Consider the following 13,011-nt stretch of genomic DNA (forward strand, 5'->3'; position numbering starts at 1 on the left):
AATTAATGATTAGGTTTGAACCTAATGATCAACAGTGACGATCTGCGGTTTTTTCAGGTGATCTCCGCCAGCGCGACCCTGGCCGCCGCCGCCCGCTATCTGGATATCACGCCACCGTCCGTGACCCAGCGGCTGCAGCACATTGAACAAAAAATGGGCATTAAGCTTATTTTGCGTCCGGCAAAACGGATCATTCTGACCGACGAAGGTGAAGCGTTATTAGCACGCGCGCGGCTGATTTTGCATGAGCTGGACCAGCTACAGGATGTGATTGACCAGACCCGAAACCGGATAAGCGGCACGTTGCGGGTACTGGCTCCGCTGGGCTTTGGCTCGGAACATATCGCGCCCTTGCTCTCCGATTATGTTGACCAGCATCCCGATCTCAGCGTGGATCTGATGCTGTCAGACAATCCGAACTGGATGCAGGCCGATAAATGGGACGTGGCGATCTATATTGGCAACCTGCGGGACTCGTCGTTGTACAGCACCCGAATTGCACCTAACCGCCGCGTGCTGTGCGCTTCGCCGGATTATCTGCAGCGCCACGGTGTGCCCACGCATCCCGCTGAACTCACGCAGCACCACTGTCTGGTTATCCGTGAAAATGCTGAGGACGTGACTCGTTGGGTGTTTGCGCATCAGCATGACCCGGTCACCGTCAAAATTACGCCCCGTCTGGCAAGTAACGATGGTCGGGTGATTAAACGCTGGGCGCTGCAAGGCAAAGGGATTATGGTGCGCTCAATCTGGGACATCAGCAGTGAAATTAAACAGGGGCGACTGGTCCCACTCCTGCCTGAATTTATGCTGCCGCCCGCCGACATTGCCGCGCTGACCAGCATGCCAGAAATCAAACGCCTGCCCCGTACTCAGGGCTTTATTACGTTACTGAAAACCACCTTTAGCGCGCCGCCGTGGATGCAGAACGAACAGTAGCCACAGGTCTTGTTGGGGGGGACAGGTGTGCTTCGCGGTCCATAAGTCTTATCAGCCGCCCACGCCAGCTGTTGCGAACGGCATGAGGTCTGAAGCACACAGGAAACGGGTTGAGTGTGCTTCAAACGCTTTGTGTTAGTGACGGTATCGCCAGGCCGGACAGCCCGTGAAAATTGTGCTTAAACGGCCAGGCGTGCTTGACCGTACCCGTGCGCCCGCCTCCAGCGGATAAATCTTCGTAAAAAAATTATTTTTTTCTGCATCCAGTGACGACCCTGCTCTCGTATCTCTCTTTGCAAGACACTTACCCACTCTCTCTTATGAGGATTTACGATGAAAAAGTTCTTCGCTGTTGCCGTAGTTTCAAGCGCATTCCTGTTTACTGCCGCCTCATTTGCCGCAATGGAGTCGGGCTCCGTGATGGTCGGTGGCGCTGCGATGTACCCTCAGAAAAATATCGTTGAGAATGCGGTGAATTCGAAAGATCACACCACGCTGGTGGCGGCGGTGAAGGCGGCCGGTCTGGTTGACACACTACAGGGTAAAGGGCCGTTTACCGTCTTTGCCCCAACCAATGCCGCGTTCGCGAAACTGCCCGCCGGTACCGTCGATAATCTGCTTAAGCCGGAAAACAAAGCGCAGTTGACCAGCGTCCTGACCTACCATGTTGTGGCAGGCAAATACGACATGAAAGCGCTGGAGAACAAGATTAAGCAAGGCGGCGGTCATGCTGAACTGAAAACCGTTAACGGCCAGCCGTTGTGGATTATGAATAATGGCCCACACAATATTCAGCTGAAAGATGCACAGGGTAACGTGGCCAATATCAGTACGTATGACGTCAACCAGAAAAACGGCGTGATAGATGTGATTGATACCGTATTAATGCCGAAGTAATTCTCTATACTCAAACGGAAAATCACATCATTCAGGATGATTATGGACAAGGTGCGGGCAGTGGAGCAGGTAACCCTGATGCAGGCGATCGTGAAAGGCGATCGCCTGGCGTTCGAAAAACTGTATCGGCAAACCTCGCCGCACCTTTTTGCCATTGCCTTACGGATGTTGCGCCATCGCCCCTGGGCGGAAGAAGTGCTGCATGACTGCTTTCTCACCATCTGGAGCAAAGCGGAGACCTATGATCCAGCGCTGAGCGCGCCGATGACCTGGATGACGCAGATCGTTCGTCATCGTTGTATTGACTGGTTACGTAGCGGACAGGCGCGCATGGCCAGTACAGAAGAACCGCATGATGATGCCCTGCTGGTCGTCGATGCCGACGAACCGGACAGCAGGCCCGATGATGCCCAGGCTGCGCGCCTGCGTCGCTGTATGGAAAACCTAAGCAGCGAGCAACGGCAGAGCGTTACGCTGGCCTATTATCAGGGCATGTCACACAGCGATATTGCTCACTGGCTACAGCAGCCGGTGGGTTCGGTGAAAAGCTGGATCCGCCGTGCCATGGCCCACCTTCGGGAATGTGTCGGACTATGAACAGACAACAACGTGACGATGCACTCTCTGCCGAGTACGCCATTGGTACGCTGCGTGGCCCTGCCCGGTTACGCTTTCAGACGCGCCTGCTGACCGAGCCAGAGCTGGCCGAACAGGTTGCCAAATGGCAAACGTTACTCGCTGGGCTGGACAGTCAACTGATACCCGAAATCCCGCCGGATCGGGTCTGGAAGAAAATTGTCCTGAATCTGCCCGCAAAACCCTCTGCCCGCCCTGCCCGCCGCGCCGCACTGGGCTGGATGGTAGCGGCGGCCATTGCGGTCCTTGCCCTTTTTTCCTGGCGCATGTTTTACGTGCCAGAGTTTACCCCGCTTACCGTCATGAGTGACGCTCAGCAACACAGCCAATGGGTGGTCAGCGCCGACCACGATTTAACCCAGCTACGGGTGACGCCATTGCAGCCGGTAACGGCTGACAGCCACACCAGCCTGCAGTTATGGCTGATTCCAACAGGCAGTCGTCCCATTTCGCTGGGGTTACTTAACGCTGAACAGGCCACCCAACTGGCACTGAAACGGCAAGATTCCCTGAAAAACGCGGTGGTCGCCATCAGCCGGGAGCCGCGGGGCGGCTCACCGACGGGGCAACCCACCGGGCCCGTACTTTACAGTGGTAAAATATAGGCCCGACATGCAGTGGCAGTCCTGTCACTGCGTGTCACCGACACATCAGAAATGTTGCCAGTTTGCGTCCTGATTTGATGCCGATGCGCTCGCCATCGCGAAGGCGGGTTTGAGCGGCGCCACCGTGCGCGCCTGTACATCGGGAGCCTCGGTCAGCACGAAGGCGGCAACAAGATCATTCAGTGCGCCTGCCTGATCCATCAGCGAGCGCGATGCTGATGACGCTTCCTGCACCAGCGCGGCGTTCTGTTGCGTAACGTCATCCATCTGATGCACAGCCTGATGGACCTGACTGATGCCCAGCGACTGCTCCTGAGACGCAATGGCAATCTCATCAACCAGATCGGTGACCTGGCGAATTGCATCATTCATGCGCCCCATATTTTCCCCGACCTGCTCTGCCTGGCTGACGCCCGTTTCCACATAACGCATCGACGATTCGATCAGATCTTTAATCTCCCGTGCGGAAGCCGACGAGCGTTGGGCAAGATTACGCACTTCACCGGCCACCACGGCAAAGCCACGCCCCTGCTCGCCGGCACGGGCGGCCTCAACGGCGGCGTTGAGTGCCAGGATATTGGTCTGAAACGCCACACCTTCAATCAGCGCGATGATGGCGGTGATTTTCTCCGAACTCTGTTTTATATCGGTCATGGTGCCTAACATGGTGTGCACTTTGTCAGAGCTGTCACTGGATATCTCACGCGCGTTTTTAGACAACTTGCTGGCAAGACGGGTATTTTCAGCCGTCTGACGAACCGTTTCGCTCAGTTCAGACATGCTGGCCGCCGTTTCCTCAAGCGACGCGGCCTGCTGTTCGGTTCGTGAGGAGAGATCTTCGTTACCGGCTGAAATTTGCGACGAGGCCGTGCTGACCGAGTGGGCGGACCGTTCGACGGCAGACAAAGACTGCGCCACATTCTCCACCAAAGCATTAAATGCTTTTGCCGTTAACCCGATTTCATCTTTACGTGTGTCATCGGCACGCAGCGTTAAATCAAGCCGCTCGCTGGCGTGCTCCATGGTTGTGCGCATACCATTCAGATGGCGACGAATGCTTAATATAGTACGAACAGATAACGCGCCCAATATCAGGATAATGACGCTGGAACCGGCGATTAAGGCCCATAAGGTTTGATGATAAACGCGGTTATTCTCTTTTTGAAAAGCCGCGCCCACCTGCACATTAAACTGCAGTTGGTTCTGATAACTCTCAATGAGATCACGGATAGACTGCCCCACACCGTCCGGGCCTTGCAACGCGGAAAGAGAATGAGCGTCATCATGCGAACGCGAGTATTCAAGGAAGGCAGGTAAGCGCGTCTGGATCTGTTTAATCAGTGCCAGCGCATGTTCACTTAACTGCTTATCCTGATCGTTGGTAATTTCATTTTTTAAATAGAACAGGGTCAGGCCTTTCAGCGTATCCATCTTCGCAGCGATTTCTTTTTCGAACTCAACCTGCTTAGCCGAATCTTTGGCACTCTGGTGGCGATAAAGCGATACGTTAACCCGATTACTGCCGTTGACCATTTTATCAAGGTCTACAATTGAAGGTAGCGTGTTGTCTTGCACGTACTGAAAACGCGACTGAAAGCCTGCTAACACCATGATGACGATCACTACCATCGCGACCATAGCGGCGGAGAGTAGAGAAAACGTCAGGAAAAGTCGCTGTGTAATAGTCATATTAAAACCCCGAATATTAAGACGGTAATTCTGTAAGTAATGCTGAATAACGCCAGCAATAAATATATCGACGCTTCAGGCATTAGCATTAATGTCAGATGGTGCTGTGTCGCAAAGATATCAGGACAAAACGTTTATTTTCATAAAAACCGATTAGCCCGCTGAATGAGAGTTTGACTATTAAAGGCAGAAAGGAAAATTAAAAAGAAGAAGTGATAATGATTAAAAATAAACAAAATTTATTTTCAGCCATCGTTTATCCAACCTTATTTAAAACGACACACGACATTAATCAGTAAAAGTTGGCTAAAGACAGCGCAAAATCGTCTTCACCCCCTGTCCACGACACCGTATTTGTCTTTTATTTTTTGAAATTAATTAGCCTTAAAAAATCGCCTGCCGCATTAATCATAAATAAGGACTATTAAAAAATATTTTTTTAAAACGGCAGAGGCTGCGTGGTGTTTCCTGTACGGGCTGATTACACTTTGAGGAACTGTTCTGAGCGTGCACGGACGCGTCCGCATGCTGTTACGAGGGAGGCAGCGTTGAGATGAGACCTTATCCGCGTGTGTTGACCTGGCAGGCGAATCACGCGTCAGGGGGAAACGGTAGCGGTAAAGGGTCAGCGTCAGGCCTCACTGCCGGATAAATCGACAGTTGTATAAAAATGCCGTAAAAATAAAGCGCAAAGCTGTAAAAATGCAGTACATAACATCACCAGCTACTCCCTAATTCACAGCAAAACGCGTAATGTCATGCTCAGCGTCAACCGGTGTAACTGTCGGTTTGAAGCTTATGATGACGTGAAATACAACAGGACATTAAATGGCCCAGTCTGAAAAGCAATCCCTTCCAGCCGGTATGCTGGCAGCAGCAGGGATCGTATTTGGTGATATCGGTACCAGCCCGCTTTATACCTTAAAAGAGTGTCTTTCTATCCTTCCTTCTGGCGCGGTCACCGAAGAAGCCGTGATGGGCTTTCTGTCGCTGATCTTCTGGGGACTGATGCTGATTGTGACGGTGAAATATGTCATGTTCATCATGCGCGCCGATCACGATGGCGAAGGGGGAATACTGACCTTAATGTCGCTGGCCCGGCAAAATGTTGGCGCCACGCTCAGCCGCATCATTGTGCTTGCCGGTTTGACGGGCGGCGCCTTTTTTTACGGCGACGGCATTATCACGCCGGCCATCTCAGTGCTGTCTGCCGTTGAGGGGATCGAGGTTGTTGCACCCGCGCTGGATCGCTATATCGTGCCGCTGGCTGTGGTGATTCTGACTCTGTTATTTGTGATTCAAAAACACGGCACTGAACGGGTCAGCCGCGTCTTTGGGCCGATTATGCTGGTGTGGTTTATCACCCTGGCGATACTGGGCGTGCACGGAATTCTGATGAATCCCCATGTTCTTCATGCGCTCAACCCGGCATTTGCGCTGAAATTTCTGCTGAATCATGAAGCCCTGTCTTTCGCAGCTTTGGGCATGGTGGTGCTGGCGGTGACCGGTGCGGAGGCCCTGTATGCTGACATGGGGCATTTGGGGAAAACCCCCATCAGGCTGGCGTGGCTGATCATTGCCCTGCCTGCTCTGGTGCTGAACTATTTCGGTCAGGGGGCGCTGGTGCTGGCCAGTCCCGGCGCGATACAAAACCCGTTTTATATCCTGGCCCCGGTCTGGGCGCAGATTCCGTTAATCATCCTGTCGACGCTGGCCACCGTTATTGCGGCTCAGGCGATCATTAGTGGGGTTTATACCCTGACACATCAGGCAATTCGTCAGGGCTTTTTGCCGCCGATGCGCGTCATTTTCACCTCGGCAACCGAATCGGGGCAAATCTACATTCCGGTAGTGAACTGGTTACTTTTCGGTGCGGTGACCGTCGTCATCCTGGCCTTCCGTCAGTCCTCGGCCCTCTCTTCGGCGTACGGCATCGTGGTGACCGGCACCATGGTTCTGACAGCCTGCCTGGCCGGTATCGTCGCCTTTAAAAACTGGAAATGGCCGCTGCCCGTGGCGCTGGTTTTCCTGCTCTGTATGTTGGCGATCGACGTTCCGTTGTTTATTTCCAACCTGATGAAACTGCTGTCGGGCGGCTGGGTTCCCGTGTTGCTGGCGATGACGATGCTGATGCTGATGCTGATCTGGAGCGGAGAGCGTTCAAGGCTCATTCGTCGTCTGACTGACGATCCCGTCAGGTTAAAAGCCCTGATTAGCTCGCTGGAGGCTTCGCCCCCGATGCGGGTTGGCGGTACGGCAATTTTTCTGACCCGCAAAGAGTATGAAATTCCGCAGGCGCTGCTGCATAACCTGAAACACAACCGGGTGCTGCATGAGCGGACGGTTCTTCTGCATATAAAAACGGTTGACCTGCCGCGTGTTCATAACCAGAAGCGCATCGCGCTACGTCAGCTTTCGCCGTCCTTCTGGCAGGTGACGGCCGAATACGGCTGGCATGAACGGCCTTCCATGAAAGATGTGTTGCACCTGTGCGGGCTGGAAGGATTTGGCTGTACGTTAAATGAGGCGTCGTTTTTCACCTCTCACGACACGCTGGTGATGAAGAAACGACGCGGTCTGGCACATGCCCGTGGTGCCATCTTCCATTTCTTCCAGCGCAATGCGTTACGTGCCCATGAACAGTTTATGATCCCGCCAAACCGCGTCATTGAGCTGGGTGGGCAAAAAGAGTTTTGATTGACGTACCCGGGCAGCGTCTTCATGTGACGCTGCCCGGTTTATTCCCTCCTCAGCCTTTACGCACCGTGGTGACGGGTCAGTACGTCTGGCCGGAAGCGGCTCAGCCAGTCCTGAGCAAAGCGCGCATAATCCGCATACGCACCGCCCTGGGCAGCCAGTTGCTGGAAAACATTAAGCTGTTCGGGTGGACGGCGATGCTGCCCAAGCTTCAGCGTGCCGCTGATGTGGCTAATCTCTATCCTGACACCGGTGATGCCCTGCATCAGTTTTTGTTGATAATCATCGGGAAGCCGTTGTTTATCCTGCCTCAGGCCCGGTTGAAACGCGGCTAACATTCTGTCCAGCGACTGGCCCAGTTCCGCCTGCGTCATCAGCCTGCTGATGCCTTTCACGCTGACGGCGGCATAGTTCCAGGTTGGAACGGCAGGTGACGCCAGATAGTAATCCGTACTGATAAAGGCATGCGGACCCAGAACGCTCAGCAGGCACGGCTGCTGCGCCAGCGCAACCCGTTGCGGATTATTGCGTGCCAGATGTGTTTCAAGAACGTTTTCACCGTTGAAGCAAAACGGAATATGGCTGATTTGCAGATCGCTGCTCACCAGCGTTCCAAACGTGTGCTGCGTGAGAAAATGTCTGCACTCTTCCGGCGTCATGCTGGTGTCTTTTACGTTAAGCATTCACAATATCCTGGCTGAATTCCCTTTCGTCTTTATGCCATTAACCCCTCACCTCTGTCACGCTGCGAAACGTGACAGGATGAAAAAGGAGCAAGCGATGTCAGAAATCACTTCAGGACAGTGCCACTGTGGTGCGGTTGCGTTTACTGTTGAACTGCTGGATGGACTGAATACGGCCCGACGCTGTAACTGTTCATTTTGCCGGATGCGCGGTGCCGTGGTGGTGTTTGCCCTTGCTTCGGGGCTGACGATCCACAAAGGGAAAGCGGCGCTGAGTGAATACCGCTTTAATTCCGGACAGGCGGTGCATTATTTCTGCTCGGTTTGTGGTATTTACACCTTCCACCAGAGCCGCTCTAATCCCGAACAGTTCGGGGTTAACGCGGCGTGCCTGACAGGCGTTTCCCCTTTTGATTTCGCCTCCGTTCCCGTGACGGATGGCATGAACCATCCCAAAGATGGGGGCAAAGGCGGCGTGGCGGGACATCTGATTTACCAGCCGGAAACGTCATGATCCCTTCAGGTCAGCGAACGGACCTGTTCGAGCATCAGCAATGAATGGCTGAAAATCGCATCGGCCACCACCAGAGAAACCTCTTCTGGCAGGCTGTCACGTACCCGGATCATCGCAGCCGGTAAAGCAGATACAAAGCCATTCAGGATAGCGTGCATCTGCTCCTCACTGAACCGCATGCTGCGGGCACTGGCCAGAAAGTGTGAGGGCGCGATCTGCGTGATGCGATGCAGCTTGCCCGCCGGGCCTGTGACACCAAGGGGTAACTGGATGTCATCGCGGTCCATTTTGCGCTGAGAGAGCGCGGGCCAGGCGGAGACCAGACACCGAAACGGTGCCAGCCGAAAACTCCCCTCGCGCTCGATGAACAATCTGATATGTCGGGCATCCAGACTGGTGATGCCTGTTAACCACTGAAATACCAGGCAACGCATTATCGCTTCGCGATCTGTAAGCGCGCTGCGCGATCCCATCAGTAATCCCATCAGTGCCTCAAGGCCCGGACCGCCCGATTGTTCATGACTGCACGCGGGCGGGAATCCCAGCGCCTGGCACAGGTTTTCGGTGGGAAGGCGGTAGCACTGCGTCCGGTCCGCATTCCAGCGACGGTCGTCACGCGTGATGCACAATTGCCTGCCCCCGCCTTCCTGGTGAAGCGGCCTGGCATCCGGTACAGGCAGGCCCAGTTCACGCGCCAGCGCAAGACACAGAAAGGCGTTGTCGCTGTCGGCATGTGCGCTGGCCATATCGGACATTATGGATTCGTCATCCAGCTCAACGGGCTGCTGGTTTACCGGCAGCATGATAAGTGCACCCGGTAACCGGTGTCCCACTTTTTGCAATACGGCGAAAACCCCACAGGATTTTGTCTGGAAAGCATGATTCTTTTCCTTTTCTGTCAATGGGATAGGTCTTAGCAGGTTTTCGAAGAAATAGCTCACCCTGACTGAGTGGTGGGCGGCACGTTGCAGCGGCAGTGACAGTGAGAGAGGCCGGGTGAGCGGATGCTGAAGCCAGCTGGCAGCGTACTGGAAGCTCAGCGTCCCGTCATGATGCTGCATTAACGTTCCGACCCGCTCACCGTTCATCCAGGCGATGAGTTTTGCCATTACCAGGCATCCTCCGCTGGCGTGGTCGGGGGCGTTTTGATCTGCAGCGCCAGAGCAATATCCAGCGCCTGCAAAATTTTAAACAGCGTTTCCAGTGAGGTAGACTCAGGATAATTTTCAAAATGAGACAGCGTTGCCTGTTTCAGGCCCACGCGTTTGGCCAGGTCGGTTTGGGTCCAGCCCTGCTGCTGACGCAGGCGTTTCAGCTGATTGGCTAACTGCCGGGGACTGTAAATCATCTTGCGCGCTCCATCATTCATCAGAATTTATCCCTTGGAGGGGATATTTATAGCGTAGATGCCCCTTTTGATAACGGCAATATTATCCCTTACAGGGGATATAAGGACAAAAAATGAGCAGGCCCGTTAACACCACTTTTTCGCTGACCGTGACTCACACGCTGAGTGAGCAGGACAAGCAGGATCTCTTTACCGGGCTGCGTGCCTGGAATCATCAGTTTATTGACACGGCGTTATGGGGACCGCTGTCGGTCATGTGTCGTCACGATCAGGGGCCGTTACAAGGCGGGCTGGCTGGCAGCATTAAAGGCCGCTGGCTGTGTATTGATTACCTGTGGGTCAGTGAAGCCCAACGTGGTGCGGGCCTGGGCGGTGAGCTGATTCGAGCTGCGGAACAGGCAGCTGTGGCCAGAGGCTGCCACAGCGCACAAGTGGATACCTTTAGCTTTCAGGCCCTGCCCTTTTACCAGAAACAGGGCTATGTCCTGAAAATGTCGCTGCCGGATTTTCTCGAAGCCGGTATGCAGCGTCATTACCTGACGAAAACGTTGTGCGAGCACACCTAAACGCGCCTGCCCATCCGCTTAATGGGCAGGCGAAGGCCTCAGTCGGCAACATTGACCGAGCAGGTGCTTAACATCCGCCAGTGTGTCGGCAGCACACGCGTTTCTCCCGTTACCGTTACGGTGCTGACGCCATGAATATCACGGCACGAGGAACCTGTCTGCAACTCGAACTCTCCCGGTTCGACAATACGTTTACCATCGCCACGGGTAAAGTTGAGCATATCGACAGGAAGCGTAAAGCACAGTTCGGCTGACGCGCCTGGCGCCAGCGTGACGCGCTGAAACGCTTTCAGTTCCTGAAGCGGGCGTACCCGGCTGGCGATTCGGTCACGAACATAGAGCTGGATCACTTCGCTGCCCTGCCGTTCCCCCCGATTGGTCACGGTGATCCGCAGGCGGATCTCGCCATCGATCGCGACCTGATCCTGTTCAGGCTGAGGCGCGCCCCAGTCGAACGTCGTCCAGCCCAGACCGAAGCCAAACGGATAGCGTGCGCCAAAATGAAACGCGATGGGCGTTCCACCGCTTTTCAGTTTGTGGTTGTAATAGAACGGCATCGCGCCGACGTTTTTCGGGATACTGACCACCAGTCGCCCCTGCGGTTCTGCCCGCCCCGTCAGCACATCGGCAATCGCCCAGCCGCCTTCCTGGCCCGGCGCCCAGGCGAGCATAAAGGCCGCGACGCGCTCCTCCATTCCTTGCAGGTTGTAAGGTCGCCCACCCGTCATCACCACAATCAGGGGCTTACCTGTGGCGGCCAGCGCCTCCAGCAGCGGCTGCTGAACGCCGGGCAGAGTCAGGCTGTCGGTATCCGATCCTTCGCCTACGGTGCCGCTTTGAAACAGCCCCGCCAGATCCCCCACGCAGGCAATCACGACATCGCTTTGTCGGGCAACCTCAACCGCCTCGTCAATCAACCCGGTATCCTGAGACACCGGCGACTGCTGCATTGGTTTCGCCCCGCTGTCCCCCGGGAAAACCGGCGCACCGGCGGTGCGGGTTTCAATGATATGGCACCCTTTGGCATAGCGGACCTGCTGCTCACCCAGATAGTGTTGCAGTGCGGCCAGCGGCGTGGTGACCTGCGATGTTTCTTCCAGCATATCGCTGATGATCAGGTGAACCGGAAAACTGTAGCCGCTCAGCAAAGCCAGCGGATCGTCAGCACAGGGCCCGACTACCGCCACGCGCGCGCCGGTTTTCAGCGGCAGAATCCCGTTATTTTCCAGCAGCGTAATTGACTGTGTGGCGACCGTACGCGCTACCTGACGGGTTTCCTCGTGCTGAAGACAAATGTCCGCTTCACGGATGTACGGATCGTCGAATAACCCCAGGCGAAATTTTTCTGTCAGGATACGGCTGACAATACGGTCAATCGTCTCCATCGACAGCAGTTGACGGGATACCGCCTCGGCCAGATGACGCGCGCAGTCATCCTTAGGCAGTTCGACATCCAGACCGGCATTAAACGCCAGTGCCGCCGACTCCGCCGCATCCTGCGAAATGCCGTGATGCTGATGTAGCAAACTGACGCCGCCATAGTCCGCCACGATAAGGCCATCGAATCCCCACTGCTCCCGAAGCACGTCGGTCAGTAAAAAACGATCGCTGTGGCTGGGTTGATTATCGATGTCATGGTAAGCGGGCATGACCGAGCCGGCATTAGCCAGCTTTACGGCCATTTCGAACGGCAGCAGGAACGTGTCGTTCAGTTCGCAAAAACCGAGATGGACAGGCGCATGATTGCGCGCACCTTCGCTAAATGAATGGCCTGCATAGTGTTTGAGCGTAGCCAGCAGATCGCGCCGCTCGCCCTGTAAACCTTCGACATAGGCCGTTGCCATCACGCCCACCAGCCAGGGATCTTCTCCAAAGGTTTCTTCCGTTCTGCCCCAGCGGACATCCCGTGACACATCCAGTACCGGAGCCAGCCCCTGCTTACAGCCAACGGACCGCGCTTCGGCACCGATATGCTGTGCCGCCCGTTTCACCAGCCCGGCATCCCAGGTAGAACCGTAGTTAAGCGAGGACGGAAAGAGCGTAGCGCCTTTGCAGAGTAAACCCACGAGGCACTCCTCATGAAACAGGGCCGGGATGCCAAGGCGCGAGCCTTCAACCAGGTCGCGTTGTAAACGGTTCGCGGCACGCACGCCAGTGACGGCATCAACAATGTGCGTGCCCAAAGGACGGGTAATCTGACCGACGCCGTGCGTTAACTGCGCCTTCAGGATGGTGTGTTCGCTGACGCCCGTGAAGTCATCGCTCAAATCGCTTCGCGGCTGATGATTGCCCTGTTCATCCAGGATGAGCCAGTAGGCGTGCATCTGGGCGAACTTCTCTTCGGCCGTCATGCGCGACAACAGATCGTCTACGCGTACGTCAATGGGCTGATGAGGATCCTTATACATCTCGGTCATGTTTCTCTCCTTTCGCTGAG

12 protein-coding genes are annotated in these 13,011 nt (G+C 55.0%); 7 read left to right on the forward strand and 5 right to left on the reverse strand.

Features of this window, described 5'->3' with window-relative positions:
• Positions 1-24: 24 nt before the first annotated feature.
• The 4 genes from RAC65_RS02050 to RAC65_RS02065 all read left to right on the forward strand — a co-directional run bounded on the left by RAC65_RS02050 (position 25) and on the right by RAC65_RS02065 (position 3,077).
• Positions 25-939, forward strand: coding sequence for a LysR substrate-binding domain-containing protein (locus tag RAC65_RS02050; RefSeq protein WP_375096305.1), 915 nt, complete (start codon positions 25-27; stop codon positions 937-939).
• Between the two features lie 333 nt (positions 940-1,272).
• Positions 1,273-1,836: a fasciclin domain-containing protein gene (locus RAC65_RS02055; protein WP_006119170.1), complete on the forward strand. Its 564-nt coding sequence runs from the start codon at positions 1,273-1,275 to the stop codon at positions 1,834-1,836.
• 42 nt (positions 1,837-1,878) lie between these two features.
• Positions 1,879-2,433, forward strand: a complete 555-nt coding sequence (locus RAC65_RS02060) for an RNA polymerase sigma factor (protein ID WP_006119174.1) — start codon at positions 1,879-1,881, stop codon at positions 2,431-2,433.
• A complete protein-coding gene (locus RAC65_RS02065; protein ID WP_039340315.1) occupies positions 2,430-3,077 on the forward strand; it encodes an anti-sigma factor domain-containing protein in 648 nt (215 codons plus the stop codon). Before RAC65_RS02060 ends, RAC65_RS02065 begins: the two co-directional genes overlap by 4 nt.
• Positions 3,078-3,122: 45 nt before the next feature.
• Here RAC65_RS02065 and RAC65_RS02070 read toward each other — a convergent pair whose 3' ends face one another.
• Entirely contained in the window at positions 3,123-4,766 is a 1,644-nt protein-coding gene (locus RAC65_RS02070; RefSeq protein WP_375096306.1) for a methyl-accepting chemotaxis protein, read from the reverse strand.
• Between the two features lie 828 nt (positions 4,767-5,594).
• Here RAC65_RS02070 and kup point away from each other — a divergent pair.
• On the forward strand, positions 5,595-7,463 hold the full coding sequence (gene kup / locus RAC65_RS02075) for a low affinity potassium transporter Kup (RefSeq protein WP_205956469.1): 1,869 nt from the start codon (positions 5,595-5,597) through the stop codon (positions 7,461-7,463).
• Positions 7,464-7,522: 59 nt separating this feature from the next.
• On the opposite strand, the gene RAC65_RS02080 is transcribed toward kup, so the two are convergent.
• On the reverse strand, positions 7,523-8,146 hold the full coding sequence (locus tag RAC65_RS02080) for an FMN-binding negative transcriptional regulator (protein WP_050504986.1): 624 nt from the start codon (positions 8,144-8,146) through the stop codon (positions 7,523-7,525).
• A 97-nt stretch (positions 8,147-8,243) separates the two neighbouring features.
• Here RAC65_RS02080 and RAC65_RS02085 point away from each other — a divergent pair, with 97 nt between their 5' ends.
• Entirely contained in the window at positions 8,244-8,660 is a 417-nt protein-coding gene (locus RAC65_RS02085; protein WP_324028424.1) for a GFA family protein, read from the forward strand.
• A 5-nt stretch (positions 8,661-8,665) separates the two neighbouring features.
• On the opposite strand, the gene RAC65_RS02090 is transcribed toward RAC65_RS02085, so the two are convergent.
• On the reverse strand, positions 8,666-9,769 hold the full coding sequence (locus tag RAC65_RS02090) for a HipA domain-containing protein (protein ID WP_375096307.1): 1,104 nt from the start codon (positions 9,767-9,769) through the stop codon (positions 8,666-8,668).
• Positions 9,769-10,008, reverse strand: a complete 240-nt coding sequence (gene hipB / locus RAC65_RS02095) for a type II toxin-antitoxin system antitoxin HipB (RefSeq protein ID WP_033741710.1) — start codon at positions 10,006-10,008, stop codon at positions 9,769-9,771. The genes RAC65_RS02090 and hipB overlap by 1 nt, the downstream gene beginning before the upstream one ends.
• A 113-nt stretch (positions 10,009-10,121) precedes the next feature.
• On the opposite strand from hipB, the gene RAC65_RS02100 reads away from it, so the two are divergent.
• On the forward strand, positions 10,122-10,574 hold the full coding sequence (locus tag RAC65_RS02100; protein WP_375096308.1) for a GNAT family N-acetyltransferase: 453 nt from the start codon (positions 10,122-10,124) through the stop codon (positions 10,572-10,574).
• Positions 10,575-10,612: 38 nt separating this feature from the next.
• Here the strand turns inward: RAC65_RS02100 and RAC65_RS02105 are convergent, their stop codons facing one another.
• A complete protein-coding gene (locus RAC65_RS02105; RefSeq protein WP_324028421.1) occupies positions 10,613-12,991 on the reverse strand; it encodes a glycoside hydrolase family 3 N-terminal domain-containing protein in 2,379 nt (792 codons plus the stop codon).
• Positions 12,992-13,011: the final 20 nt, after the last annotated feature.

This window comes from Pantoea sp. BS_8 (assembly GCF_041954965.1).
Lineage (GTDB): Bacteria > Pseudomonadota > Gammaproteobacteria > Enterobacterales > Enterobacteriaceae > Pantoea > Pantoea stewartii.

Coding starts and splice junctions, on each gene's coding strand:
- RAC65_RS02070 (WP_375096306.1), bottom strand. CDS start 4,766: ATGACTATTACACAGCGACTTTTCCTGACGTTTTCTCTACTCTCCGCC.
- RAC65_RS02085 (WP_324028424.1), top strand. CDS start 8,244: ATGTCAGAAATCACTTCAGGACAGTGCCACTGTGGTGCGGTTGCGTTT.
- RAC65_RS02065 (WP_039340315.1), top strand. CDS start 2,430: ATGAACAGACAACAACGTGACGATGCACTCTCTGCCGAGTACGCCATT.
- kup (WP_205956469.1), top strand. CDS start 5,595: ATGGCCCAGTCTGAAAAGCAATCCCTTCCAGCCGGTATGCTGGCAGCA.
- RAC65_RS02105 (WP_324028421.1), bottom strand. CDS start 12,991: ATGACCGAGATGTATAAGGATCCTCATCAGCCCATTGACGTACGCGTA.
- RAC65_RS02050 (WP_375096305.1), top strand. CDS start 25: ATGATCAACAGTGACGATCTGCGGTTTTTTCAGGTGATCTCCGCCAGC.
- RAC65_RS02090 (WP_375096307.1), bottom strand. CDS start 9,769: ATGGCAAAACTCATCGCCTGGATGAACGGTGAGCGGGTCGGAACGTTA.
- RAC65_RS02080 (WP_050504986.1), bottom strand. CDS start 8,146: ATGCTTAACGTAAAAGACACCAGCATGACGCCGGAAGAGTGCAGACAT.
- RAC65_RS02055 (WP_006119170.1), top strand. CDS start 1,273: ATGAAAAAGTTCTTCGCTGTTGCCGTAGTTTCAAGCGCATTCCTGTTT.
- RAC65_RS02060 (WP_006119174.1), top strand. CDS start 1,879: ATGGACAAGGTGCGGGCAGTGGAGCAGGTAACCCTGATGCAGGCGATC.
- RAC65_RS02100 (WP_375096308.1), top strand. CDS start 10,122: ATGAGCAGGCCCGTTAACACCACTTTTTCGCTGACCGTGACTCACACG.
- hipB (WP_033741710.1), bottom strand. CDS start 10,008: ATGATTTACAGTCCCCGGCAGTTAGCCAATCAGCTGAAACGCCTGCGT.